This window comes from Cupriavidus sp. 291-E7, from assembly GCF_057798835.1.
Genome location: NZ_JBYOJV010000009.1, coordinates 60,200 through 86,263, shown reverse-complemented (window position 1 = coordinate 86,263; position 26,064 = coordinate 60,200). Strand labels below are relative to the sequence as shown.

23 protein-coding genes are annotated in these 26,064 nt (G+C 66.2%); 9 read left to right on the top strand and 14 right to left on the bottom strand.

Annotated elements, in window-relative coordinates; all coding sequences use genetic code 11:
• Positions 1-4 precede the first annotated feature (4 nt).
• Both AC3FLX_RS17165 and AC3FLX_RS17160 read left to right on the top strand, forming a co-directional pair.
• Entirely contained in the window at positions 5-3,121 is a 3,117-nt protein-coding gene (locus tag AC3FLX_RS17165) for an efflux RND transporter permease subunit (protein WP_488698500.1), read from the top strand.
• An 86-nt stretch (positions 3,122-3,207) separates the two neighbouring features.
• A complete protein-coding gene (locus AC3FLX_RS17160; protein WP_488698498.1) occupies positions 3,208-3,576 on the top strand; it encodes a DUF2880 domain-containing protein in 369 nt (122 codons plus the stop codon).
• A 63-nt stretch (positions 3,577-3,639) separates the two neighbouring features.
• Here the strand turns inward: AC3FLX_RS17160 and tehA are convergent, their stop codons facing one another.
• On the bottom strand, positions 3,640-4,641 hold the full coding sequence (gene tehA, locus AC3FLX_RS17155; protein ID WP_488698496.1) for a dicarboxylate transporter/tellurite-resistance protein TehA: 1,002 nt from the start codon (positions 4,639-4,641) through the stop codon (positions 3,640-3,642).
• Between the two features lie 281 nt (positions 4,642-4,922).
• Here tehA and AC3FLX_RS17150 point away from each other — a divergent pair, with 281 nt between their 5' ends.
• Together AC3FLX_RS17150 and AC3FLX_RS17145 are read left to right on the top strand one after the other, a co-directional pair.
• Positions 4,923-5,420, top strand: a complete 498-nt coding sequence (locus tag AC3FLX_RS17150) for a DUF1579 domain-containing protein (RefSeq protein ID WP_488698494.1) — start codon at positions 4,923-4,925, stop codon at positions 5,418-5,420.
• Positions 5,421-5,546: 126 nt separating this feature from the next.
• Positions 5,547-5,939: a hypothetical protein gene (locus AC3FLX_RS17145; protein WP_488698492.1), complete on the top strand. Its 393-nt coding sequence runs from the start codon at positions 5,547-5,549 to the stop codon at positions 5,937-5,939.
• Positions 5,940-6,008: 69 nt separating this feature from the next.
• Here the strand turns inward: AC3FLX_RS17145 and AC3FLX_RS17140 are convergent, their stop codons facing one another.
• The 4 genes from AC3FLX_RS17140 to AC3FLX_RS17125 all read right to left on the bottom strand — a co-directional run bounded on the left by AC3FLX_RS17140 (position 6,009) and on the right by AC3FLX_RS17125 (position 9,583).
• On the bottom strand, positions 6,009-6,263 hold the full coding sequence (locus AC3FLX_RS17140) for a translation initiation factor 1 (protein WP_488698490.1): 255 nt from the start codon (positions 6,261-6,263) through the stop codon (positions 6,009-6,011).
• 496 nt (positions 6,264-6,759) lie between these two features.
• Positions 6,760-7,749: a Bug family tripartite tricarboxylate transporter substrate binding protein gene (locus AC3FLX_RS17135; RefSeq protein ID WP_488698488.1), complete on the bottom strand. Its 990-nt coding sequence runs from the start codon at positions 7,747-7,749 to the stop codon at positions 6,760-6,762.
• A gap of 49 nt (positions 7,750-7,798) precedes the next feature.
• A complete protein-coding gene (locus tag AC3FLX_RS17130) occupies positions 7,799-8,785 on the bottom strand; it encodes a tripartite tricarboxylate transporter substrate binding protein (protein ID WP_488698486.1) in 987 nt (328 codons plus the stop codon).
• A gap of 36 nt (positions 8,786-8,821) precedes the next feature.
• Positions 8,822-9,583, bottom strand: coding sequence for a GntR family transcriptional regulator (locus tag AC3FLX_RS17125; RefSeq protein ID WP_488698484.1), 762 nt, complete (start codon positions 9,581-9,583; stop codon positions 8,822-8,824).
• Between the two features lie 100 nt (positions 9,584-9,683).
• On the opposite strand from AC3FLX_RS17125, the gene AC3FLX_RS17120 reads away from it, so the two are divergent.
• Positions 9,684-10,535 (top strand): amidohydrolase family protein, encoded by an 852-nt coding sequence (locus AC3FLX_RS17120; RefSeq protein ID WP_488698482.1) that lies wholly within the window; start codon positions 9,684-9,686, stop codon positions 10,533-10,535.
• A 115-nt stretch (positions 10,536-10,650) separates the two neighbouring features.
• On the top strand, positions 10,651-11,253 hold the full coding sequence (locus AC3FLX_RS17115; protein WP_488698480.1) for a nitrogen fixation protein NifQ: 603 nt from the start codon (positions 10,651-10,653) through the stop codon (positions 11,251-11,253).
• Between the two features lie 18 nt (positions 11,254-11,271).
• Here the strand turns inward: AC3FLX_RS17115 and AC3FLX_RS17110 are convergent, their stop codons facing one another.
• Positions 11,272-11,595 (bottom strand): hypothetical protein, encoded by a 324-nt coding sequence (locus AC3FLX_RS17110; RefSeq protein ID WP_488698478.1) that lies wholly within the window; start codon positions 11,593-11,595, stop codon positions 11,272-11,274.
• Positions 11,596-11,821: 226 nt separating this feature from the next.
• Between AC3FLX_RS17110 and imuA the strand changes: the two genes are divergently transcribed.
• From imuA to AC3FLX_RS17095, 3 genes are read left to right on the top strand one after another with little or no spacing between them, the layout of a single operon-like run.
• Positions 11,822-12,706 (top strand): translesion DNA synthesis-associated protein ImuA, encoded by an 885-nt coding sequence (imuA, locus tag AC3FLX_RS17105; RefSeq protein WP_488698476.1) that lies wholly within the window; start codon positions 11,822-11,824, stop codon positions 12,704-12,706.
• The gene (locus AC3FLX_RS17100) at positions 12,639-14,210 is read left to right on the top strand and encodes a Y-family DNA polymerase (RefSeq protein WP_488698700.1); all 1,572 of its coding nucleotides are present in this window, start codon (positions 12,639-12,641) and stop codon (positions 14,208-14,210) included. Before imuA ends, AC3FLX_RS17100 begins: the two co-directional genes overlap by 68 nt.
• A 10-nt stretch (positions 14,211-14,220) precedes the next feature.
• Positions 14,221-17,631 carry an error-prone DNA polymerase gene (locus AC3FLX_RS17095; RefSeq protein WP_488698474.1) on the top strand — a complete coding sequence of 1,137 codons (3,411 nt, stop codon included), beginning with the start codon at positions 14,221-14,223 and terminating at the stop codon, positions 17,629-17,631.
• Positions 17,632-17,689: 58 nt separating this feature from the next.
• Here the strand turns inward: AC3FLX_RS17095 and AC3FLX_RS17090 are convergent, their stop codons facing one another.
• From AC3FLX_RS17090 to AC3FLX_RS17055, 8 genes are all read right to left on the bottom strand, one after another.
• Entirely contained in the window at positions 17,690-18,529 is an 840-nt protein-coding gene (locus AC3FLX_RS17090) for a citryl-CoA lyase (RefSeq protein ID WP_488698472.1), read from the bottom strand.
• On the bottom strand, positions 18,526-19,743 hold the full coding sequence (locus AC3FLX_RS17085; RefSeq protein WP_488698470.1) for a CaiB/BaiF CoA transferase family protein: 1,218 nt from the start codon (positions 19,741-19,743) through the stop codon (positions 18,526-18,528). Before AC3FLX_RS17085 ends, AC3FLX_RS17090 begins: the two co-directional genes overlap by 4 nt.
• 19 nt (positions 19,744-19,762) lie before the next feature.
• Positions 19,763-20,740: a Bug family tripartite tricarboxylate transporter substrate binding protein gene (locus AC3FLX_RS17080; RefSeq protein ID WP_488698468.1), complete on the bottom strand. Its 978-nt coding sequence runs from the start codon at positions 20,738-20,740 to the stop codon at positions 19,763-19,765.
• 624 nt (positions 20,741-21,364) lie between these two features.
• Positions 21,365-22,051 carry a phosphorylase gene (locus tag AC3FLX_RS17075; protein ID WP_488698466.1) on the bottom strand — a complete coding sequence of 229 codons (687 nt, stop codon included), beginning with the start codon at positions 22,049-22,051 and terminating at the stop codon, positions 21,365-21,367.
• A gap of 5 nt (positions 22,052-22,056) precedes the next feature.
• Positions 22,057-24,057 (bottom strand): squalene--hopene cyclase, encoded by a 2,001-nt coding sequence (gene shc / locus AC3FLX_RS17070; RefSeq protein ID WP_488698464.1) that lies wholly within the window; start codon positions 24,055-24,057, stop codon positions 22,057-22,059.
• A 69-nt stretch (positions 24,058-24,126) separates the two neighbouring features.
• Complete coding sequence (gene hpnD, locus AC3FLX_RS17065) at positions 24,127-24,975, bottom strand: presqualene diphosphate synthase HpnD (RefSeq protein ID WP_488698462.1); 849 nt, start codon at positions 24,973-24,975, stop codon at positions 24,127-24,129.
• Positions 24,976-25,068: 93 nt separating this feature from the next.
• Entirely contained in the window at positions 25,069-25,608 is a 540-nt protein-coding gene (locus AC3FLX_RS17060; RefSeq protein WP_488698699.1) for a BON domain-containing protein, read from the bottom strand.
• Between the two features lie 124 nt (positions 25,609-25,732).
• Positions 25,733-25,936: a cold-shock protein gene (locus AC3FLX_RS17055; RefSeq protein ID WP_008650922.1), complete on the bottom strand. Its 204-nt coding sequence runs from the start codon at positions 25,934-25,936 to the stop codon at positions 25,733-25,735.
• Between the last annotated feature and the right edge of the window lie 128 nt (positions 25,937-26,064).

Here is a 26,064-nt window from a genome sequence, read left to right as displayed (position 1 = left end):
CGCCATGATGACATCGCTTGTGGAAGCCGCGATCAAGCAGCGGCTGGTGGTGTGCGTGATTGCGGTGGTGCTGTTCTTCTTCGGCCTGCGCGCGGCCGGCAAGCTTTCGGTCGATGCCTTCCCGGACGTGACCAATGTCCAGGTGCAGATCGCCACGGAAGCCGCCGGACGCTCGCCGGAAGAAGTGGAGCGCTTTGTCACCGTGCCCATCGAAATGTCGATGACGGGTCTGCCAGGACTCGAAGAGATGCGCTCGCTGAACAAGGCCGGCCTGTCGCTGATCACGCTCGTGTTCACGGACAAGACCGACGTCTACTTTGCGCGGCAGCTCGTCATGGAGCGGCTGATCGAGGTGGGCGGCCGCATGCCGGAAGGTGTGGCGCCGGTGCTTGGTCCCGTGTCGACGGGTCTGGGCGAGGTGTACCAGTACACGCTGGATCGCCCCGACGACGGCAACCGCGAACTGACGCAGGAGGAACTGGCCGAGCGCCGCATCGCGCAGGACTGGGTGGTGCGTCCGCTGCTGCGCTCGATTCCGGGCGTGGCGGAAATCAACTCGCAGGGTGGTTACGTGCGCCAGTACCAGGCGCTGGTGAACCCGGAGCGCATGCGCCACTACGAGGTCAACCTGCAGCAGGTGTACCAGGCGCTGGCGCGTAACAACGCCAACTCGGGCGGTGGCGTGCTGCCGCACTACGCCGAGCAGTACCTGATCCGCGGCGTGGGCCTGGCCAAGGGCGTGGAAGACATCGGCAGCATCGTGCTCAAGGAGATCAACGGCACGCCGGTCTATCTGCGCGACGTGGCGCAGGTGACGATCGGCCATGAGGTGCGCCAGGGTGCCGTGGTCAAGAACGGGCAGACCGAGGCCGTTGGCGGCATCGTGATGATGATGCGCGGAGGCAATGCCAAGGAAGTGGTGAGCCGGGTCAAGAAGCGCGTCGCGGAGATCAACGACAAGGGCATGATTCCCGGCGGCCTGCAGATCGTGCCGTACTACGACCGCAGCGAACTGGTGGACGCCGCATTGTGGACGGTCACCAAGGTGCTGCTCGAAGGCGTGGTGCTGGTGGTGATCGTGCTGTTCCTGTTCCTGGGCGATGTGCGTTCGTCGGTCATCGTGCTGGCCACGCTGGTGCTGACGCCATTGCTGACCTTCATCGTGATGAACCGGATCGGGCTGTCCGCCAACCTGATGTCACTGGGAGGGCTGGCCATCGCCATCGGCCTGATGGTGGACGGTTCGGTCGTGGTGGTGGAAAACGCGTTCGAACGGCTGGGGCATGCCGACAAGAGCGGCCTTACGCGCACCGAGATCCTGGTCAAGGCCGTGCAGGAAGTGGCCACGCCGGTGATCGTGGGCGTGGGCATCATCATCCTGGTGTTCCTGCCACTGATGACGCTGCAGGGCATGGAAGGCAAGATGTTCGCGCCGCTGGCCATCACCATTTCGATTGCGCTGGCGATTTCGCTGATTCTGTCGCTGACGCTGTCGCCGGTGCTGTCGTCGTATCTGCTCAAGGGCGGTGCCGAGCACGACACGCGCATCATCGCGTTCATGAAGCGCCACTACCTGCGCATGCTGCACTGGGCGCTGCTCAACAGCAAGAAAACGGTGCTGTCCGCGGTTGGTCTGTTCGTCGCCACGGTTTTGATCGTGCCGATGCTTGGCACATCGTTCATTCCGGAAATGAAGGAAGGCTCGATCGTGCCGGCGCTGGACCGCGTGCCGAATATTTCGCTGGAAGAGTCCATCAAGCTGGAGCGTCAAGCCAACAAGCTGGTGCTGGAAGTGCCGGGTGTGAAGTCGGTGGTGTCCGGTGTGGGCCGTGGCGAAAGCCCGGCCGACCCGCAGGGCCAGAACGAATCGACGCCGATCGCCAGCCTGAAGGACCGCGACGAGTGGCCCGATGGCTGGACGCAGGACGACATCGCCAACGCCATCCGCGACAAGCTCAAGGCCATTCCCGGCGTGCAGATCGTGATGGCGCAGCCGATTTCGGACCGCGTGGACGAAATGGTCAGCGGTGTGCGCTCGGACATCGCCGTGAAGATCTTCGGCGACGACCTCGACAAGCTGCGCGACCTCGCCGGTGAAATCGCGCGCGTGGCGGGCGGCATCAAGGGGTCGCAGGACATCCGTATCGAGCGCATCTCGGGCCAGCAATACCTGTCGATCGAGATCGATCGCCAGGCGATTGCGCGCTACGGGCTGAACGTATCGGATATCCACGACATCATCGAGATCGCCATCGGCGGCAAGCGTGCCACGGACATCTTCGAGGGCGAGCGCCGCTTTGCGGCGGCGGTGCGTCTGCCGGAGGAGTTCCGCAACAACGTGCAGTCGATCCGCAATCTGCTGGTGCAGGCGCCCGACGGGGTGCAGGTGCCGCTGCAGAGCGTGGCAAAGATCGAGGTCAGCGATGGCCCGGCGCAGATCAGCCGCGAAATGGCCAAGCGCCGCGTGGTGGTGATGATCAACGTGAAGGACCGTGACCTGGGCAGCTTCGTGGCAGATTTGCAGTCCGCCACGGAGAGCAAGGTCAAGCTGCCGGAGGGCTACTACTACGAGTGGGGCGGCCAGTTCCAGAACATGGAGCGTGCGATGGGCCATCTGAAGCTGATCGTGCCGATCACGATTGCCGCGATCTTCTTCCTGCTGTTCCTGCTGTTCAATTCGCTGCGCTTTGCCACGCTGATCATTACGGTGCTGCCGTTTGCATCGATCGGCGGCATCATCGGCCTGTTCGTCACCGGCGAGTACCTGTCGGTGCCGGCATCGGTGGGCTTCATCGCGCTGTGGGGCATGGCGGTGCTGAACGGGGTGGTGCTGGTGTCATACATCCGCACGCTGCGCGAGCAAGGCATGTCGCTGCGTAACGCGGTGGTGCGCGGCGCCACGCAGCGGTTCCGGCCGGTGATGATGACCGCGACGATCGCCATGCTGGGCCTGGTGCCGTTCCTGTTCTCGGACGGACCGGGCTCCGAGGTGCAGCGGCCGCTGGCCGTGGTGGTGATCGGCGGGCTGATCACGTCGACACTGCTGACGCTGGTGATGGTGCCGACGCTGTACCGCTGGTTCGACGACCGCAAGCCTGAGCAGCGCGATATGTCCGTGTAAGCGCGTCAGGCTATCAGCCGCAGTACAATGGCAACCGGCCGGCATGCATCGCGCGTGCCGGCCGTTTTTGTTTGGAGTGAATTCCCATGACAACGCATGCGCGCCGCAAACGGGTAGCGGCTATCGCTTTCGTGACCACCCTGGCGCTGCCGGTCATCGCATCGGCGGCAGACGCCCCTGTCAACATCGAGCTGGGTCAACGTGGCGGCAAGCCCGAGGCACCCGAGGCGCCGGGCGCCTGCATGGAAGCGATCAAGGCGAAGATGCCCAACCCGGATCAGTTCCGCTGGGTGCGCGGCACCACGCGCCGTGTGGCCGAAGACGTCTACAGCGTGGTGGGCACCGTCGAGTATGTGAATCAGGCCGGCGAAGCACGCAAGGGCGAGGCCCAGTGCGACGTCATGCGCGCACCGGGCAACCAGTTCATCGTGCCGAAGATCCGGCTGCCGCAGTAAATCCGCGGCGGTTTTCGGGATCGGTATCGCGGACGCTTCCGTCGCTTCCGTCGCCTACGTTCCTTACGCCGCTTCAGTGCCGCGCGGCGATTGCGCCGCGGCCGGCGCTGCCGGCAGCAGGTTGCCGCGCAGCAGCAGCACGACCGTCTTCCAGGCCAGCAGGCCGATGATCAGATTGGCGGCGACGAACAGGCCGAACGCCACTTCCCGCATGTCGCCGCCACGCGCGACCATGCGGATCGCCATGCCGGGCAGCGCGGCCACGCCGAAGCTGAACGCCCAGTAACCCGGCGAAAAACGCTGCGTGCCGATCCACGGCAGCAGGCGCAGCAACACCAGTCCCTGGTACAGGCCATACCCCAGCAACGCATACGCGAACAGGTCGGGTTGTCCCTGCGTCAGCGCCAGATAGGCGGTGCCGCCCACCACCGGCGGCGCAAGCTGGATGCCCAGCAGCGCGCGGCGCGCCTCGGGCAGCGGTGCGTTGACGGCGGCACGGTTCAGCACCATCGATTCGATTGCGATCCACGACAGCAGGCTGGCGCCAAACAGCAGCATGCCCAGCGTGTGCCATCCGAACAGCGTAGCCGTGGTGGCGCCGACAAAGCCGGGAGCCACGGCCGGCAGGTAGGCCGCGGGCGTGATCGCCCCGGCCGGGATGCCACCTTGCCAGACCCGGCCGTGCAACGTGGCGCCCAGCGCCAGTTGTCCGATCGTGGCGGCGCCGAACAGGACGGCCGCCACATTCGGCGCGTACGGATGCACGAGTTGCGTGGCCAGCAGCGTGGACGTCGGTATCAGCGCCGCGAACGACGATTGCACCGGATCGGCCATTTCCGCGCGGGCGGCGTCGGGGGCCACGCGCCACTTGCGCACATAGGCGGCAAGCAGCGAGATCCAGATGCCCAGGCCCAGCCAGGTCAGCACGACGGCCGGCAGCGTGGGCAGCGCCCAGACCTGCACGGCACCGCGCCAGACGTTGGCCAGCGCGATGATGCCGACGGCGATGCCGAAGAAAGAGAGTGGAATCGTTCTGTAAGCGGGGGTTGGGGTGGGGGCGCCCATAGTCTGCTCGTGATGGTTTTTCGTTGATGCATCAGATAGTACGCAGACATGGGCGTGACTGCAGACGCGCACGACTCAATGTCTTGCTCGGCCGTCTCAATCCGGCCGCCAGTCGATCGTTATCGATATGTGATGCGTGGGGCGCAACATTAAATTTCTGTCATCCGGCCATGCGAATGTGGACATCGACCAGATCGTCGCCTACGCTTTGTGTACGCTGTACACAAGACAGCGAAAAGTGTTGAGCGATGAACCCCGAAGCATCAACTGGAGACGTTTGCATGAACATCGAAACCACCAACGAACACCGCTGGCTGCACCGGCTGGTTGGCAACTGGATGGCCGAAGGCGAGGCCCAGATGGGCCCGGACGGCCCGACCGAGAAGTGGAAGATTCCCGAGCAGGTCGACAAGGTAGGTGATGTCTGGGTACAGACGCGCTCGGAGGGCGATTTCCCCGGCTGCGGACCTGCCGCCACCGTCATGACGCTGGGCTATGACCCGGCGCGCAAGCACTTCGTGGGTACGTTCATCGGCTCGATGATGACCCATATGTGGGTGTACGAAGGAGACCTGGAGGCCGACGGCAAGACATTGACGCTGCGCGCCGACGGTCCGGCCTTTGGCCCGGATGGCACCGTGGTGCCGGGCAAGATGGCGAAGTACCGCGATGTCATCGCGTTCCAGGACGACAACAATCGCACGCTCACGTCGTTCATGCAGGCCGATGACGGCTCGTGGAACCAGATCATGCAGGCCCGTTATCGCCGCGAAGCATAGGGGGATGGGGCGGCGCCACGCTGCGCTGGCACCGGGAGCCTGGACGCCGCCGGTGAAATAAAGACGCTACCGGCCGTGCAGTGAGTGTAGAGTGGCGACAGACTGCAAAGACCCCGGAGCGTGTTTATGGATGCTTTTCCGACTGCAACTTACAAGGGGTATGACAACGTTGCCGCGCCATTCAGCTTTTTGTGCACGTTGCCGGCCAGCGGCGCAGGCATTGCGTACCACGTCGCCGTCAGCTTCGCCGATGCCGATCATCCCACAGGCGTTCGCTTTACGAGTTTTGTAGGCGCCGGCAGGCGTGCGTTCGGCATACTGACCGATGAAGCATCGCTGGAGGGCGGGATCGCCTCAAGCGGCGAGGCACTGTGCCGGCTGGCGATCGGGCAGGCGATCCGGGATCATCTCTACGAGAAAGCCAAGGAAGGCGATGCCGTCCTGGACCCGAATGCCACGCCTTGGGACGGAGAGCTCAAGCCCGTAGGCACGGCGCCGGGCAGGGCGCGGGCGCGATAGCCAGGCACGGCTGGCGGTTGGCGGCTATCGGCTTTCGTCTCTCATGTGGCGCTGCCCTGCCTGTTGCGGCTAGATCTTGAACTCGGGATTGCCAAAGCGCGTCAGCAGCGATTCGATCAGTCCCATGTCCTCGGTTTGAGGAGTGCGGTCTTCGATGGCGCGCGAGGGGCCGCCGTATATCGCCGTGACGTGGCGGCGTACCGTCAGCACGCTGGCGTCCGGTTGCGCGACGCTGACTGCCTGCCAGGGCGTGTGCCGATAACTGCCGGCAATCCATCCGTCCGGCGTCAAGTGCAGTTCTTCCCATTCTTCATTGTTCGGCATGCTGAACCTGTTCTCCTGTGATCGGACTCCGGCAGGGCTGCCCACGGCGTGCCCGCTTGAATCCGGAAAGCTTCGTTTCGCGGCCTTGACCTGAAAGGCGCGTGCTTGCATCGCGATCGGGGGATCATTGCGAAAGTCAACGTCATGTCCCGCGCGTCGGCAGAAAAGTGGCTGACGTGAAGTGGACCGTGCCTGCACAAGCCGACGTCCAGGTACATGTGCGGCGGTTGCGGAGCGGACGTGCCGCCGGTCAGGTGGGTTGCAGGCGATGTCGCCTTGAAAGAATCGGGTGTACGCCCGATGGGCCGCAAACATCGTTTTCGGTGATGTCTTGCAGCCGGCGCATTGATGCCGACGGGGCGTCGGCAAATGGCAGGGAGGCCGAATCATACCACCTTCGCCGCCCGGGCCTTGCGTGGCAGGGCGGGGCGGCCGGTGGCCGCTCACTGCCCGCGGGGATGCCGCGCCGGCAGTGAGCGAGCGGTGCCATGAAGCGTCAGTCCGGCTTGATTCCGGCGCGTGCGACGATCGGCTTCCAGCGCAGCTGTTCCGCCGCGATAAAGCGCGCGAATTCTTCGGGCGTGCTGCCGGCCACCAGGGCCGCATCGGCACTGAGCCGTTCCACGGAACTCGGACTCCTTATCGCCTTGATCGTGGCCTCGGCCAGCTTGGCTGCCGCCGGCTGCGGCAACGTCGCCGGCGCAAGCAGGCCGTACCACTGCGTCATCTCGAACCCTGGGTAGCCTTGCTCGGCCACCGTGGGTGTATCAGGCAATTGCGGAATGCGCTGCGCGGTGCCTGTGGCAATGCAACGCACCTTGCCTGTCTTGATGAATTGCAGGATGGCGGGCGCGCCCACGGCGGCCGCATCGAGCCGCCCTGAAAGCAGGTCGGTAATCTGCGGACCGCTGCCGCGATACGGCACGTGCGTGATGAACGTACCCGTGGTGGCTTTCAGGTACTCGAATGCCAGGTGGCCGGCGCTGCCGTTGCCAGCCGAGCCGTAGTTCAGCTTGCCCGGCTTGCTCTTGGCCAGCGCGATGAATTCCTTCAGATTCTTCGCGGGCACATCGGGGTGCACCACATACAGGCTGGGCACCTTCGACAGCAGGGAAATCGGCCGGAAATCCTTGATCGGGTCATACGACAGCTTCGGGAAAATATAGGGATTAACCGCCAGCGTGCCGATGTGGCCGAGGATCAGCGTGTGGTTGTCGTCGGCCCGCGCGACTTCGGCCATAGCGATATTGCCCGCGCCTCCCGGCTTGTTTTCGACGAAGACCGATACGCCGAGCAGCTTGGTCAGCTCGGCCGCCGTGGAGCGCGCGACGATCTCGGAACTGCCGCCCGGCGCGAACGGTACCACCAGCCGGATGGGCTTGGACGGCCAGGCCTGTGCACGCGCCAGCGTTGGCGCCAATGCCCCGGCGCCCAGCGCGGCGGCCAGCTTGAGCATGTCACGGCGAGAGAAATCGAACGTATTCATTGGAGTCTCCTGATCTTGTTGAGGGTGCCCCGGTGCGGGCGCCACGTTGTTATTCGGGTTTGACGTTGCCGTCCTTGATGACCTTGGCCCAGAGCCGCGTCTGGGTATCGATGAAGCGGGCCGCCTCGGCTGGCGGAGCGGCTACCACTTCGCCGCCCAGCTCGGCCACGCGCTGCCGGATCTCCGGGCTGGTCATGACCTTCTGCATGGCATCGGAAAGCTTTGCCACGATGGCGTCCGGCGTATTGGCGGGCAGGAACGCCGCGTTCCATTCGTAGACCTCGTAGCCCGCCACGCCCGCTTCGGCCATTGTCGGCACCGCCGGCAGCGCCGACGTGCGCGTATGGCTGGTCACCGCCAGCGGCCGCAGCTTGCCGGACTTGATGTGCTGCAGGCTTGAGGCCACGTTGGCAAAGAACAGCGGCACCTGTCCGGCGATGACATCGGTCATCGCGGGGCCGCCGCCCTTGTAAGGCACGTGCAGCAGATCCACGCCGGCACGCTGCTCGAACAACACGCCGGACAGATGTTGCGCGGAGCCATTGCCGGACGATGCAAACGCCACGGTTCCCGGCTTCTGTTTCGCCAGCGTCAGCACATCCTTGACGGTAGCCACCGGAAAGGATGGATTGGCCACCAGCACATTGGGGTAGCGCGCCAGCACGCCGATTGCCCGGAAGGCCTTGGCGGGATCGTAGGGCAGGCGCGGATAGAGGCTCGGGTTCACCGCGTAGGACGATGCGTCCACCATCAGCGTGTAGCCGTCGGGCGCGGCCTTGGCCACATAGGATGCCCCGATCTGGCCGCCGGCGCCGGGGCGGTTTTCCACGATCACGGTCTGGCCGAGTTCGCGTCCAAGCCCCGGTGCGATCAGCCGGGCCATCAGGTCGGCGCCCCCGCCCGGCGGATACGTGACGACGATCGTCACGGGGCGCGTGGGCCAGGACGCGGCGGGGTCAGCGGCGCGCGCCAGCGCGGGCTGCAGGGCAAGGCACGCGCCGGTGACGGCGAATGCGAGGCGAGTTGGGGAACGCATGAGGGATGTCTCCATCGATTGTGAAGGGTGCGGTGGTCAGCGGATCTCTGCCGTGTAGCGGAAGGCATAGGCATCGCCCCGCGTCAGGCGGTACTCGATGCACTGGCCCTGGATGTCGAATGCCTGGCGGGTGACCATCGCGCACGGGTGCGATGGCGGCAGTGACAGCAAGCCGGCTTCCTGCTCATCGAGCAGCCGGAATGTCACTTCATCCATCGCCCGATGCACGGTGATGCCACACCGCTGTTGCAGCAGCGGATAGAGCAGTTGGCCCCACGCGGCTACCGGTGTTTCCTGCAGCGCCGCGCAGCGCGGCAGGGGCAGCCAGATCGATTCGAGCAGGCGCGGGGTGTCATCCACCCAGCGGCGGCGCGAGATGCACAGCCCGCGCGCGCCGATATCGAGTCCGAAGCGGCTGCTCATGGCCTTGTCCAGCCGCACGCTGCGGCAGGACAGGATTTCCGAACGTGGCACCGCGGTGGGGGCCGCATCTGCATCGGCCTCCGAGCGGAAGCGGAAGAACCGCATCATGCTGGCGCCGCTGAGTCCGGTTCGCACATAAGTGCCTTTGCCTTGCACGCGCTCCAGCAGACCCTGCTGCACCAGTACCGAAATGGCCTGCCGGATCGTGCCGAGTGCGATCCCGAACTCGCTGGCAAGAGCGCTTTCGGCGGGAATGGCCGTGCCCGGAGACCATTCCCCCGTGACGATTTTCTGCTGCAATTGCGCTGCAATCTGGCCGTAGCGGCTCATACCCGCCGCGGCGGCGCCCGGCTGGCGCATGGCGTTGTCTGGCATCTCTGGTCCGTGTTAAATTCAACTCCTATAGAGGACTAGAGTACCCGGAGCGGGCCAGACCGCCAAATCAGGGGTAACCCTCACAAAGGAGATCGTGTCGATGACGACAAGCCAGACGCTGGTGGACTGCCACTTCCATATCTTCGATGCCGGCGCGGCCGTGGCCTCGGCGCGCTATCGACCACCCTATGCGGCGAAGCTGGGTGACTGGTTGGCGATGGTTGGCACCTTGGGCGGCGCGTCTGGCGCGGCCCAGCCGGACCCCTATGGCGTGGTGGTGCAGACCAGTTTCCTGGGCACCGACAACTCGGCGTTGCTGGCCGCGCTGGGTCGCATGCCGGGCCGGTTGCGCGGCGTTGCCGTGGTCGATCCGGCCGTCGACGACGCGCAGCTTGCCGCGCTGGATGGCGCGGGCGTCAGGGGCATTCGGCTCAACCTGTTTGGCGATGCCGATTGGCGCCGCATCGAAACCGCGCCGTGGCAAGCGCTGTTCCGGCGCATTGGAAGCCTCGGCTGGCATGTCGAGGTGCACTTCGACAACGGCGACGGTGCGCAGGTACTGTCCGCGCTCGATCTTGCACTCGGCGATGCGCCGACACCGGTGGTGCTCGATCACTTCGGCAGGCCAGGTCCCCTGGGCGTCGGCGATCCGGTGTTCGAGAGCGCCCGTGCGGTGCGTGCGCGGCGCCAGGTCTGGGTCAAGATCAGCGCGCCGTACCGGCTGACTTCGCCGCAGGACTGGCCCGCCCTGGCCATGCAATGGATGGCGGTGGCGGGGCCGGACCGGTTGCTGTGGGGCAGCGACTGGCCCTGGACCAACCACGAAGCGCCGGCGCGAGCCGAGGAGTGCAGGGCGGTGGTGGACTGGCTTGCCCGGCACCCCGATCTTGCCGAGGCAGTGGGCTGGCGCAATGCCTCCGCGCTTTACGGATTCGAGCTGGAGCATCGCTGAGGTGAAGTGTCGCCGGCCCGGCACCAATCGTGAATTGACGCACCGCTATATACGAGACTATATTGCGTTGCGATACCCGCCGTCCGCGCGGGAAGGCCTTACATGCCGTCCCAAGATGAACCGCTCGTTACTGTTGCTGGATGCCTTTGCCGCCCACCCCGCTGACCCTGTCACGCGGGCGCTGGCGGGCGTACTGGAAAGTGCCTGCGCGGGCCGCCTGCCGCGCTTTGCGCAGTGGCTGGGTTTGCCGCCCGTGGAATTCCGCCGCATGCTCGACCACCATTTTCCTGGCGCGGCGGCGGCTGGCTGGGAGCCCGATGTCCCGCCGCAGGACCCGGCATCGCTGCCGTGCGAATTCGCGGATCTGGTCGAGATGCTTGAGGATGGCCACACATCCGGGCAGTACGGTCCGGACGTCCACTGGGCCGCGCACGCGCTGGCATCGGGCTGCTTCGGCCATACGCACCTGTGGCAGGACATGGGACTGTCAGGGCGCGACGATGTGTCGACGCTGCTGCAACAGGTCTTTGCGCCGGTTTTCGCGGCCAATACCACGGATATGAAGTGGAAGAAGTTCTTCTATCACCGCGTCTGTGAGCGGCTGGATATCCATCCCTGTCCCGAGCCGTCGTGCGAGGGCTGCGATCACTACGCGGCCTGTCATGGGGCCGAGGCTCCCATCGTGACGGTGCAGCCGGTTACCTTGCGGCCAGCCTGACTGGCCGGCCCGCCGGATTCAGGCCCGATCGAGTTCGCTGCTGTTCCACCAGGCTTCCAGCAGTGGCTGGAAGCGGTCATCGGGCGCGGGCGGCACGCGCGTGCTCTTGCGGGCCGCCGGCAGCTGGCGGCCGGTCAATTGATAAAAGACGGCGGCTGGCGGCGTGCCCGGCCCATACGGCACATGGTCGATCACGCTCATCTGCCGCGCGGCTTTCAGGGCGCGCGTGGTCTCCTCGGCGGTGAGGCCGCACCCGTCCGCCAGCGCGTCACGGCGTAATGGGCCTTGACGCTGCAAGCCTTCGATCAGCAGATGCACGCATTCGCGCGTATTCCTTTTCATGCCGCGCATTTTTCCGCACTGCCTGACACTTCACAATGACACTTGACACTTGTTTGCAATCCTCCGCCTGGAACTGTGGCAAGCGCGCAAAAATCCGCTGAAAAGCGTTGAAACAGGCACTTGGGTGAGCTGTCTCTTGCGCTCGCCCTGATACTGTATAAACATACAGTATTCGATCAAATCCCATATCCGCGCCGCCGACCGCAGCGCGGACCGATTGCCACCAATGACCGCATTTCCGCATGGGCAGCCGCCGCTTCTGGCGGAGGACCATGTGCCCCCATCCACCATGCCGCACCCCGGAACGCATCCCGATGCGCTCCGCGAATCGGTGCGCGAACTCGAGCAGCGTTACCCCGGCCTGTGGCGCGCGGGCCAACTGGGCCGTGCCGGGCGGCTGCCGGTGTGTCCGACGGGCTATGACGCGCTGACCGCCGAGCTGCCTGGCGGTGGCTGGCCGGCCGGTGCCGTGACGGAGTTGCTGCTGGCGCAGCACGGCGCGGGCGAAATGCGCCTGCTGATGCCGGCGTTGCGCACGCTGGCCGCCAGTGGCCGGCGCATCGGCCTGATCAATCCGCCTTACCTGCCCAATGCCGCCAGTCTGGCGGAGGGCCGGCTGCCGGCGCGCCAGCTGTACTGGGTGCGCCCGCCCGCGGCGGCCACGATGGCGTCGCAGCGCACGGACATGCTGTGGGCCGCCGAGCAGATGCTGCGCAGCCAGGCGTTTGGGGCGGTGCTGGTCTGGCTGGCCCGTGCGCGGCCCGAGGCGATGCGGCGCCTGCAGGTGCTGGCGCAAGCCGGCGATACCGTGGTGTGGGTGTTGCGCCCGATCCGGGTGCTGCATGAATCGTCGCCCGCGGTGCTGCGGCTGGCGCTGTCGCCGCAGCCGGGCAATCTGATGTCGATCGATTTTCACAAGCGGCGCGGCCCGGTGCGCGATACGCCGTTGCTCCTGCCGCTCGAAGGCATGGCCCATGTGCCGCGGCGCACGGGCATGCCCGTTGTTTTGCCTGCCACGCCCGCGGGCGTTGATCATGTTGCCGATGACGTACTGGATCGCGGTGCATCTGCCGCGCCTGTCGCTGGACGCGCTGCAGCCGAGCTGGCCTGAGCCGGCCGGTGCGCCCGCCACACCCGGCAACGGCACGCTGCAACAGCTGCCGGTGGCGGTGGTGGAGCACGAGCGCGTGGTGCTGGCCAATGGCCCGGCGATGGCGCTGGGCGTGCGCTATGGCATGCGGCGCGGCGGCGTGCAGGCGTTATCGGCCGATGTGGTGCAGATCGAGCGCGACCTGACAGCCGAAGCGGACCTGCTGACCTCCGTGGCACTGACGCTGTTGCACTTCACGCCGGCCGTGACGATCGATACCGAACCCGAGTCGGCCACGGTGATGCTCGATGTGACGGCCAGCCTGCGACTGTTCGACGGCCATCGCGCGCTTTGCCGGCAGATCCGCACTCGTGTGCGGCAACTGGGCACGTTCGCGCAAATCGGCAGCGGCACCACGGCGCAGGGTGCGGCCTGGCTGGCGCGCCAGCCCATTCGCAAGACGCCGCGCGGCATCGTCCGGCCCGCCCGTCGCGCGGTCAAGGCGGCGCGCATGACGCGGCTGCTGGACCAGCTGCCCGTGGAATGCCTGCATGCGTACACCGATCCGGAATGGCTCGAAGGCATCGGCTGCCGCACGCTGGGGCAGGTGCGGCGCCTGCCGCGCGCCGGCCTGTCGCGCCGTATCGGCACCGACCTGCTGTCACGGCTGGACCAGGCCTATGGCAGATCTCCAACGGGCTTTGCCTGGTTCGAGGCACCGCCCACTTTTGCGCAGCGCATGGAGTTGCCGGGCCGCATCGAATCGGCCGAAGGCGTGCTGGCCGGCGCGCAGCGGCTGCTGCTGGCGCTCTCCGGCTGGCTGGCGGCGCAGCAGGCGGGCGTCACGCGCTGCGTGCTGGTGTTGGAACACGAGCGCTACCGTCTGGGCGAGGAGACCGAGAGCACGCCGGTAGCACTGGCCCTGGCGCAACCGAGCCGCGATCCGGTGCACCTGTCGAAGCTGCTGCGTGAAAAGCTCGACAAGGTCCGCTTCCAGGCACCGGTGGGCGGCCTGGGCCTTCGTGTGGAAACGATGGAAACCTGCGTGCCGCAGAGCGGTTCGTTGTTTCCGGAACCCGGTGCCGAGCCGGCCGAACTGGGCCGGCTGCTCGACACGCTGGTGGCCCGCCTGGGCCGCGACAACGTGCTGCAGCCACAACCGCTGGCCGACCATCGCCCCGAGTGCGCCAACCAGTGGTGCCCGGTTGGCGAAGCCCCGGCGCGCGCGCCGGCTGCTGGCGTGCTGCCGCCGGAACGTCCGCTGTGGTTGCTGGAATCGCCGCAGCCGCTGCGCGTGGAAAAGCACCGTCCCGTGTATCAGGGGCCGCTGGTCATGCTGACGCGCCCCGAACGCATCGAGGCCGGCTGGTGGGACGGCGGCCTGGCCACGCGCGACTATTTCATTGCCGAACGCGCCGACGGGTTGCGCTGCTGGGTCTATCGCGAACGCCCCGGCCGTCCCATGCGCGACGGGCAGGAAGACGGCGGCGAATACCGCTGGTTCCTGCACGGCCTGTTTGCCTGAAGGATTGGCGATGTTGCCCGGATTGTCTTCATTGCTGCCATCGCTGCCCGACTACGTCGAGCTGCACTGCATTTCCAATTTCACGTTCCTGGACGGCGCCTCGCATCCGCAGGAACTGATCACCCGCGCGTTCCAGCTCGGATATAGCGGGCTGGCGCTGACCGACGAGTGCTCCGTGGCCGGTACCGCGCGCGCTCACCACGCGATCAAGGTGCTGCGCGAAGACATGTGGGAGGCGGTGGCGCGCAGCGCTCGCCGGCTGGCAGCGGGGCAGGCGGACGGCGAGATTGACGACGTCGACGACATCGTGGCTTTCGTCGAGGAAGACGACGAGGAGCATGAAGAACCGGCGGATTTCGGCGACGATCCCGATGCCGCCGCGCGCCGCCACGCGATGCTGGAAACGCTGGCCGCCGCGGCCGACGGATTCAACCTGATCATCGGCAGCCGCTTCACGCTGACGGCTGCCCCCGACGACGCCATGCCGCCGCCGCGCCTGGTGCTGCTGGCGCAGAACCGCGACGGCTTTGGCAATCTCAGCGAGTTCATCACGCTCGGCCGCCGGCGCGCGGACAAGGGCAGCTATCTGCTGTATCCGTCCGACATCGCGGACCCGCAGCCCGACGAGCGCCATCTGCGCGGCCTGCCCGATTGCCAGGCCATCCTGTTGCCCGACTACTGTGCCGATGCCGATGTACTGCACGCGCAGGCGCAATGGTGCCGCGATGTGTTTGGCGAGCGCGTATCGATCGCACTCGAACTGTTGCAGGGCCATGCCGAGACGCTGCATCGCACGCGCCTTCAGGAGGTTTCGCGGGCCACCGGCGTGCCGCTGGTGGCGGCTGGCGCGGTCAATATGCATGTGCGGTCGCGCAAGCCGCTTTCAGACGTGCTGACCGCGATCCGCCTGGGCCGGCCGCTGCCGCAATGCGGCATGGCGCTCGCGCCAAACGCGGAGGCGCACCTGCGCATGCGGCAGGTGCTGTCGAGGATTTATCCCCGCGAGACGCTGGCGCGGACGCTGAAGATTGCCGACCAATGCAGGTTCTCGCTCGATGCGTTGCGCTACGAGTACCCGGAAGAACTGGTGCCCGATGGCCTGACGCCGATTGGGTATCTGCGGCAGGAGGTCGAGAAAGGGCGCCATGAACGCTTTCCGCACGGCATGGAGCACGAGTGGGAAAAGCAGCTCGAAGGCGAGCTTGCGCTGATCGAGGAAAAGCATTACGAGCCGTTCTTCCTGACCGTGCACGATATCGTCCGCTTTGCGCGGCAGCGCGGCATCCTGTGCCAGGGGCGCGGCTCGGCGGCCAACTCGCTGGTCTGTTACTGCCTGCATATCACCGAGGTCAGCCCCGAGCAGGCCAACCTGCTGTTCGGCCGCTTTCTGTCGCGTGAACGTGACGAGCCGCCCGATATCGACGTCGACTTCGAGCACCAGCGGCGCGAAGAGGTCATCCAGTACATCTACGACAAGTACGGCCGTCACCGCGCGGCATTGGCGGCGTCGCTGATCACGTACCGCTCGCGCAGCGCGTTGCGCGACGTGGGGCGCGCGCTCGGTATCGACCCGAGCGTGGTGGAGCAGGTGGTCAAGGGTCAGGCGTGGTGGGATGGCGGCACCGCGTTTATCGAGCGGATCTCGCGCTACGGACTCGATCCCGATTCGCCGGCGGTGCAGCAGTGGGCCAGCCTGACCGAACAGTTGCGCGGATTCCCGCGCCATCTGTCGCAACACGTGGGCGGTTTTGTGATCGCGCGGCACAAGCTGTCGCGGCTGGTGCCGATCGAGAACGCGGCGATGAAGGACCGCAGCGTGATCCAGTGGGACAAGGACGACCTGGAGTCTCTGGGCTTGCTCAAGGTGGATGTACTGGCGCTGGGCATGCTGACCGCGATTCGCCGCGCACTGGCGATGATCCCGAATCCCGAGCCCGAGCGCGCGGGCTTGCCCACGCGCATGGAGGACCTGCCCGAGACCGACGACGCCACCTACGAGATGATCTGCAAGGCCGATACGATCGGCGTGTTCCAGATCGAATCGCGCGCGCAGCAATCGATGCTGCCGCGTCTGCAGCCGCGCCAGTATTACGACCTGGTCGTGGAGGTAGCCATCGTGCGACCCGGGCCGATTCAGGGCGGCATGGTGCATCCCTACCTGAAGCGGCGTGAAGACCTGCGCCGCACCGGCAAGCTGCCGACTTACTTCAACGACGTGATTCGCCGCGTGCTGGGCCGCACGCTGGGCATTCCGATCTTCCAGGAACAGGTGATGCAGCTGGCCATCGAAGCGGGCGGATTCACGCCGGGGCAGGCCGATCAACTGCGTCGTTCAATGGCGGCGTGGCGGCGCCGCGGCGATCTCAAGAAACATCAGGACGCGCTGGTGCGCGCTCTGACTTCGCGCGGCTACCCCGAACAGTTTGCGCTGGCCATCTGCAAGCAGATCGAGGGATTTGGCGAGTATGGTTTTCCGGAAAGCCACGCGGCCAGCTTTGCCAAGCTGGTCTATGTCAGTGCGTGGATCAAGTGCCACTATCCCGATGCCTTCCTGTGCGCGCTGCTCAACAGCCAGCCGATGGGTTTCTATTCGCCTTCGCAACTGGTGCAGGATGCGCGCCGGCATGGCGTGGTGACGCAGCCGGTGGACGTCACGATCAGCGGGTGGGAAAGCTCGCTGGAGCCGCGCAGGGAAGGGCAGCGTCATCGGGATGTGCGCCTGGGCATGAATCGTGTAAAGGGCATGCGCGAAGAGGCCGCGCTGCGCATCGAACGCGCGCGCATGACGCAGCCGTTCATCAGCGTGGAAGACCTGGCGCGCCGCGCCGCGCTGGACGCGCACGATATCGATGTGCTGGCCGCATCCGATGCACTGGTCTCGCTGGCCGGCCATCGGCGCCAGGCGCGCTGGCATGCGCGCGGCGCCGCCGTGCAGACCGCGCACCGCGACCTGTTGCACGAAGCGCCGCCGCAGGAACTTGCACTGGCATTGCCGGAGCCGAGGATCGGCGAGGATGTGGCGGCCGACTACGCGAGCATGGGGCTGTCGCTGAAGTGCCACCCGCTGACGCTGCTACGGCGCCGGCTGTCCGCGCTCAAGTACGTCACGGCGCAACAGCTTTCCCGCCTGGGGAATGGCCGCCTCGTGCGCGCGTGCGGCATCGTCACGGTACGCCAGCGTCCGTCGACGGCCAGCGGCACGATCTTTACCTCGATCGAGGACGAAACGGGTTCCGTGAACGTGATCATCTGGCCCGACCTGGTCGAACGCCAGCGCAAGGAGGTGCTGGGTGCCACGTTGCTGGGCGTGATCGGCACCTGGCAGCGGCAGGGCGATGTCAGGCACCTGGTGGCGCAGGAACTGGTGGACTTGAGCCCGCTACTGGGCAAGCTGCTGGTGGGGAGTCGGGATTTTCACTGACGCCCGGCGCGCGTGCGATCTCCCTCTCGCGCATGCGGGAGAGGGAGATCAACCGTTGTCACGCCGTCGGCACATCCCGTTGCGGCTCGCCGTCGTACGTCCACAGGAACTGCCGTGGGATCGGCCCCTTGTTGCGGCCGCCCTGCTGGGTTTGTTCCCAGGCGTGCGACAGAATGCCGACCGAGCGAGACAGGCAGAACAGCCCGCGCGCCAGCGGTGCCGGGAAGCCCAGCTCCGCGTAGATGACGGCCGTGGCGCCGTCGATGTTCATCGGGATCGGCTTCTCGCGTCCTTCGCCAAGCTTCTTTTCCACGGCACGGGCGATGGCGGCATAGCGGCCCGAGACCACGCCGGCGTCGGCCGCCTGATCCACCAGCGCCAGCAGGCGCGGCGCGCGCGGGTCGAGCGGGTGAAAGCGGTGGCCGAAGCCCGAGACGAACTTGCCGTGCAGGTCGCGGTAGTGGGCCAGCCCGGCAGCCACGGCGTCGTCGAACGGCACGCCCTCATCGAAGCGGCGGGCGATGTCCTGATACAGCTCGACGGCCTGTTCGCCGGCGCCGCCATGCACGTCGCCAAGTACGTTGACGGCCGAGGCCATCGCATTGTTCAGGCCCACGCCGCACGTGGCGGCCATGCGGGCGATGGCGATGCTGGGGGCCTGCGGGCCGTGGTCGACGGCCGCCATCAGCGCCGCGTCCAGCAGTTCGCCTTCGCGTTTCTCAGGCAATTCGCCGCGCAGCATCAGCCAGATCATCTGCGCGAACGACACGTTGCCGATCAACTGTTCGATCGGGTAGCCACGGTAGCGGATCTCGCCGGGCTTCATGTCGATGATCTTCGTGCGCCACCAGTCCTGCGAGGCCTGCCGGCCGGCGTCCATCGGGAATGCTTCGCTCATAGTGCACGCTCCTGTTTCAGGGTGGCGATGTCGTCGGCGCCATAGCCGAGTTCGCCAAGAATGTCGTCGGTATGCTGGCCCAGTTGTGGCGGCGGCGTATCGACCGACGGCGCGGTGCCGTTCACCTTGAAGCCGGTGCGAACCAGGCGGATGTCGCGGCCCACGCCGGGCACGTTGGCAAAGTCGCCGATCATGCCGCGATCACGCACCTGCGGATGCGCGAGCACGTCGGGCACGTTCAGCACCGGACCCGCCGGCACGCCGGCCTGGTTCAGCAGCTGCCACCATTCGGTAGCGGGCTTCTTTGCCAGTTCGGCTTCGAGTTCGGCGGTCAAGGCCGCGCGGTTGGCCAGCCGTGACTGGCGTTCGGCAAAGCGCGCGTCGCTGGCCAGGTCGGGGCGGCCCACCACGCGGCACACGGCTTCGAATTGTTCCTGCTTGTTGGCGGCGATGTTCAGCGGGCCGTCGCCGGTGCGGAACGTGCCGGACGGGCTCGCGGTCATGTTCTCGTTGCCCATCGGCACCGGGTTCTTGCCGGCGACCAGGTGGTTCGACACGACCCAGCCCATCGTGGCCATCGTGGCTTCGAGCATCGACACATCGAGGAAATAGCCCTCGGTGCGATCGCGGTCGGCCAGCGACGCGGCAATCGCGAACGCGGCCGTCATGCCGCCGATGGTGTCGGAGACCGGATAGCCCACGCGCAGCGGCGCGGTTTCCTTGTCGCCGGTAATACTCATCACGCCGGACATGCCCTGGATGATCTGGTCGTAGGCCGGCAGGTCCGAGAGCGGGCCGTCCTGGCCGAAGCCCGAGATCGCGCAATAGATCAGGCGCGGGTTGACCAGTTTCAGCTCGTCGTAGCCCAGGCCCAGCCGGGTCATCACGCCGGGGCGGAAGTTCTCCACGACCACGTCGGCGCTCTGCACGAGCTTGCGGAATACCTCCTTGCCGCGCGCGTGCTTGAGGTTGATCGTGATCGATCGCTTGCCGGGGTTCTGCGCCAGGAACGACACCCCCATCAGGTTGCGGTTCAGCTCGGCATCGGCGCCCAACTGGCGCGCCAGATCGCCGGTGCCCGGTGTTTCCACCTTGATGACCTCGGCGCCCATATGCGCCAGCTGGTGGCAGCAGAAGGGGCCGGCCAGCACGTTGGTGAGGTCGAGCACGCGGATATTGCGTAGCGGCTTGTGCGAATTCTGCGACGTTTGCATGGGGTCCTGCCAGATATGGTTACTCGACGCGGGCGCCCGATTCCTTGACGATCGCACCCCAGCGCGTGTTCTCGCTCTTGATGAACGTGGCCAGGTCCGCCGGCGTGCCGCCGCGCGGTTCGCTGCCTTCGTCGTGGAGCTTGGCGATCGTGTCCTTGTCCTTGAGCGCCTTGTTGACTTCGGCGTTGAGCTTGGCGACCACGTCGGCCGACGTGCCGGCCGGTGCCACCAGTGCCTTCCAGTCTTCAGCCTGGAAACCAGCATAGCCCTGTTCCGCCACGGTCGGCACGTTGGGCAGCAGCGCCACACGCTTGGCCGAAGTCACCGCCAGCGCGCGCAGCTTGCCGGCCTTGATCATCGGCATGGCGATGGGCGGCGTGGCGAAGTAGAAGTCGGTCTGGCCGCCCATCAGGTCGGTCAGCGCGGGCGACGCCCCCTTGTACGGCACGTGCAGCGCCTTGATGCCGGCGCGGCGCTGGAACATCTCGCCAGTCAGGTGGCCCACCGTGCCGGTGCCGGCCGATGCCATCGACAGTTGCTTCGACTTCGCTGCGGCCACCAGATCCGCCAGGTTCTTGTACGGCGCGTCCTGCCGCACGATCAGCACCACCGGCTGCGATGCCACCAGCGCCACGGGAGTGAAATCCTTGACCGCGTCGTAAGGCATCTTCGGGTACAGGGTCGGGTTGATCGCCAGGTTGGCGGTCTGGCCCATGCCGATCGTATAGCCGTCGTTCTTGGCCTTGGCCACCAGATCGAGGCCAATGTTGCCGCCGGCGCCAGCGCGGTTTTCCACCACAACGGTCCACTTGGTGGATATGCCCACCTTGTTGAACACCAGGCGCGACAGCACGTCGGTACCGCCGGCCGGCGGGAACGGCACGACCAGGCGGATGGGCTGCGCGGGGTAGGCGTCGGCGGCGATGGCACCGGTCATCAGTACCGGCGCGGCAGCCAGGGCAAGCAGCGAATGAAGGAAAGTGCGGCGCGGCGTCATGCGTGTCTCCGTTTCTAATGTTCTATTAGACAGAACATCGATCTTAAAGAAAGAATGATCGTGAGAATAGGAGCGAAGGGGAGGGCTGTCAAGTTGTGGGAAAGCGGGTAAGGAATTTGAAAGGGTGGTGCCCGTCTCCCGCGTGTGGGAAGGGGGAAACCGTAGGCGGATGAACGTGGATGAGGCTGCGCTTTTCGGCGGGGAGCTGGTGAGGGGAGTGGCTGGTGGTGTGGCTGCGGGTGTGAGTGTGGGTGTGGTGGTGTGCGGGTGCGCGAGTGCGTGGGCGTGGGCGTGGGTGTAGGCGTAGGCGTGGGTGTGCTCCCCTCTCCCGCAGCGCGGGAGAGGGGTTGGGGGAGAGGGCGTTGAGGTTCAAATTGCGACTTGTCTCGACTTGAGCCGCCGGCCCTCTCCCCCGCCCCTCTCCCGCACGCGGGAGAGGGGAGAACACAGTCGGGCAGAGTCAGGCGGCCGAGCGGGAGAGCAATCGTGTGATGACTTCGAGCGCCGCGACGTCAGCCGATGTTTGGCTCCCCTTTCCCGCACGCGGGACAGGGGAGAACATCGTCAAGCAATCAGACCGACGAGCGGGAGAGGGGGCGAGGGCCGAAAGACGTGGCCGCCGCCTCAGGCGTCCACAGGCGCAGGCAGTGCGAATCCCGTGCCCACCGCATGGCGGGCCTCGGCGAGTGCCTTCTTGGCGAGCGATGCATCGCGTCCCAGCCGAAGCAGGCCGCCGAGCTGGTGCGGCGCCTTGAGCAGGCCGAGGATCACCGCGCCAACATCGGTGCTGCCATCGGCGGCCATGCCGGCGAACGCCAGCGGCGGTACGGCCCGGTCGGCGGGGTCGATCACCACGCGCAGTGCGGCAAACGGAATGCCGTGTGCCTGGGCGGCACGCGCGGCGATATGCGATTCCATGTCGACGGCCAGCGCACCATGCGCTTCATGGTGAGCGGCCTTGTCGGCGACGGTCAGCACGGGGGTGTCGGAGCCGGCCAGCAATCCGCATACGGCTTGCGGCAGCGCGCGCCGCAGTGCGGCGGTCCAGTACGGGGCGGTGCTGTACGACGTCTGACCGCCGCGGACCGCCGTGGCCACGATGATGGTGCCGGGCTGCAGTGTGGGATCGAGGCCACCGGCCACGCCAAAACTGATCACGCCGGCGCAACCTTGCATCAGGCGGACGTCCAGCGCGCGCGCCAGCATCACGCCGCGCTGGCCGTACAACGGCTCCACGCCGGCCCCGGCCGCGATGCGCGCCTCGAAATCCATGCCGCAGACGGCCAGCACCGGCGCTTGCGGCGACGCCACGGTGCTCACAATCCCCAGGCCACGGCGTGGTTGCCGTCGCGCAGCAGGTTGCGGAAGCGCGCCAGTGCCCAGAGCGGGAAGAAGCGCGAATAGCCGTGATAGCGCAGGTAGAACACGCGCGGGAAACCCACCGCGGTGAAATACGGCTCATCCCAGAAACCATCGCTGGCCTGCGTGCGCAGCAGATATTCCACGCCGCGTGCGACGGCCGGGTGATCTCCCGCGCCGGCCGCCATCAGGCCCAGCATGGCCCATGCGGTTTGCGACGCGGTGCTGGGCGCCTTTTCATAGCCGCGGTATTCGAGCTTGTAGCTGTCGCCCGCTTCGCCCCAGCCGCCATCGTCGTTCTGGATCGAGGCCAGCCACTTTGCGGCGCGTTGCATCTCGGGCGCGTTGGCGCCGATACCGGCGGCATTGAGGCCGCACAGCGCGCTCCACGTGCCATAGATATAGTTGGTGCCCCAGCGGCCAAACCAGCTGCCGTCGGCTTCCTGTTCGTCCAGCAGGTAGCGCAGGGCACGCGCGGCCGGTTCGCTGTTGGCAGGCATCTGGCCGAGCTGGCAGAGCATCGCCAGGCAGCGTGCCGACACGTCGGCGGTGGGCGGGTCCAGCAGCGCGCCGTGATCGGCGAACGGGATGTTGTTCAGGTAGAGATGCGTGTTCTCGGGTTCGAACGCGCCCCAGCCGCCATTGCCGCTTTGCATGCCGATGACCCACTCGCAGGCGCGCGCAATGGCCGGCGTGTAGCGATTCGAGCAGTCGCCCCGTTCGGCGCGATCCATCGCGGCGGCCACCACGGCCGTATCGTCAACGTCGGGATAGTGCGCGTTGTTGTACTGGAAAGCCCACCCGCCGGGCCGCACGTTGGGGCGGCGCACGGTCCAGTCGCCACGCAGTTCCAGTTCCTGCAGCGGCACCAGCCAGTCCAGCCCGCGCGATGCCGCGGCAATGGTGCGCGGCTCGCCCACTTCCAGCAGCGCATGGGCGGCCAGCGAGGTGTCCCAGACCGGCGACAGGCAGGGCTGGCAATAGGCCTCGTCGTCGCGCACCACCAGCAGCTTGTCGATGGACTTGCGGGCTATCGCGCGGTCCGGATCGTCCGCCGGTACACCGAGCACGTCGAACATCAGCACCGAGTTGACCATCGCCGGGAAGATCGCGCCCAGGCCGTCCTCGCCGTTCAGACGTTCGACGGTGAACACGCGCGCGCGCTCGATGGCACGCTGGCGCATGCTGCGCGGAAACAGCGGCTCGGCCACCCGGACCACAGCGTCCAGCGCACGGAACACGCCTACCCACAGCGGACTCTGGTGCGGCGCGCGGCGCGGCAGGCGCGCGGCCTGGCACGGCCGCACGAACAACTCGTCGATGCCGATCTTGCGAGGGTTGCGCGCCTGCGGACGCAGGCTGTTCAGCACCAGCAGCGGCACGATGACCGTGCGCGCCCAGTACGAAACCTTCGACAGATGGAACGGAAACCACTCGGGCAACAGCATGATTTCCACGGGCATCATCGGCACGGCCTGCCACGGCATGACACCGTACAGCGCCAGCAGCGTGCGCGTGAACACATTGCTTTCCTCGGCCCCGCCCATCGCATGAATGCGGGCGCGCGCACGGCGCATGTGTTCGGCTTCGGGATCGTCCCCGGCCATCTTCAGCGCAAAGTACGCCTTGACGCTGGCGCTGACATCGGAAGCGCCGGCATGGAACAGCGGCCAGCCGCCGTTGGCATTCTGGATGCGGCGCAGGTAGTTGGCGATCTTGCCTTCGAGCACCACGTCGGGCGCCTCGCCCAGGTAATGCACCATCAGGATGTACTCAGCCGGGATGGTGGCGTCGGCTTCGAGTTCGTAGACCCAATGGCCGTCCTGCTGTTGCTGTGCCAGCAGGGCATCCACGGCTTGCGCGATGCCGTCGTCGAGCGGATCGGGTAGAGACGCCTCGATGGCGCGCCGGTTCAGCGCGTCGTCATGGGAGCGGGTGATCGTTGCAGCCTGATTCATCAATTCGGGGGCACTTCTCTCATGGCGATGCCGCGGCCAGGGCCGCGGACATCGGCAAAAAACAGGGGATCATGCAATGGCATGCCGCAGCACGATCCAGGCAAGCTTGGCCTTGTTGACGCGCACGCGCGTGCGCGGTGCCAGCCAGCCACGGGTCAGCAGGCGCGTCAGGATCTCGTGATAGACCTCGTACATGATGCGCGGCGAGCGCACCACGCGCGACGGGCAGCGCGCCATGATGGCGGCCGATGCGTCGTAATGCGCCTGCGCATCGCGGGCGATGCCGCGGCAGACCGTGTCGATCGCGGGGTGGTCGATGACGGCGCGCGGCGTGCTCACCGGAATGCCGGCCGCGGCCAGTGCCTCGGCGGGCAGGTAGAGCCGGCCGATCTCGGCGTCTTCGTCCAGATCGCGCAGGATATTGGTCAGTTGCAGCGCGCGGCCCAGATGATGGGCCAGTTCGATGCCGGGCTTTTCTTCCAGACCGAACACACGTACGGCCAGGCGCCCGACGGCGCTTGCCACGCGGTCGCAATAGAGGTCGAGCGTGGCCGCGTCGGGGGCGACGATGGTCGCCACGACGTCCATGATCATGCCGTCGATGACGGCGGAGAAGTCCTGCTGCTGGAGATTGAACGTCCTGATCTGCTCGTCGAGCGAGCGCAGCGCGGCAGGCGCATTGCCCGCATAGCAGGCGGCGATGTCCTTGCGCCAGTCTTCCAGCGCTGCCAGGCGGTCGGCATGCTGGGTATCGCCGTCGGCGATGTCGTCCACGGCGCGGCAGAACGCGTAAATCTCGAACATGGCCTGCCGCTGCGACGGCGGCAGGATTCGCATGGCCGTATGGAACGAACTTCCGGAAGACACGGCGGGTCCGGCGGGCGGGGCGCCAGGCGTTGCGATTTCAGTACCGGCCACGGGTTTCCTCGGCACGCTTGATAACAGGCGGCTCCATATGAAAGCGGAAGCGCCTGGTTTCGGGGTTTTTAGAGTCGGGCGATTATAGCAACTTCACCGATTGGACGGATTTGTGCCGAAAACATTACCTGGAGCAGGGTATCTTGCGTACGGCACGCCACGTTCCGGTGTGGCGGTGGTCTGGTCGATCACCTTTTCCACGTCGGGGATTTCACGCAGGGCCGACAGGAACGTCGCGCGTTTGAAATCCGCCGGCACGCAACCCTGCACGGTCAGCCAACGCCCGCGCACCATGATCCATAGCGAACTGTTCTGCCAGGCGGGCATGGTCCGGCGCAGGTCCGCCAACCGCCGTTGCAGGGCGTCGGCAATGCCCTTGTCGTACTGATAGGAGTTGGCCAGACGGCAACGGCCTTCCGCATAGCAGTGGTTGCCTTCCTCGATGCGGTGATGCGCCTCGCGTTTCCATTCAGCCTCGGAAACCCTCGGTCCGGCCGGCTCGGGGCAGTCGGCAATGGCATGAGAAACCCGCGCAAACGGATCGTTGCCAAAGTTGCTCAGCGATTGAGCATGTGCAACTTCTGTCGCGCATATATATATGCCGACAAGCGGAATCCCGACAATCCATGCCATTCGCGAGTTAATCGACCGGGCGGTCAAAACGTCAGCAAGGCAATACATTATCGATCCACATAAAAGCAGAAAGCCCCGCCGAAGCGGGGCTTCCCAGGCCGATAACTGGCCCGGCGATTCAGGCTTAGATGGCCTGGATCTTCGTGGCCTGCTCGCCCTTCTGGCCCATCGCCTTCACGTAGCGGACCTTCTGGCCTTCCTTGAGCGACTTGAAGCCATTGCCTTCAATCGCCGAGAAATGCGCGAACAGGTCGTTGCCGCCTGCGTCCGGGGTGATGAAGCCAAAGCCCTTGGCGTCGTTGAACCACTTAACGGTACCGGTTTCCATATATCTATCCAACCTTGAATTTCAGATGAGCGTGATTGCCCGACCAAGCATGTTGCCCAAACGAACCGGAGCAAAAACGCTACAGGCCGGTGCACATGCGAGCAGCCATTCTGCCGGTTTTTTTTCGC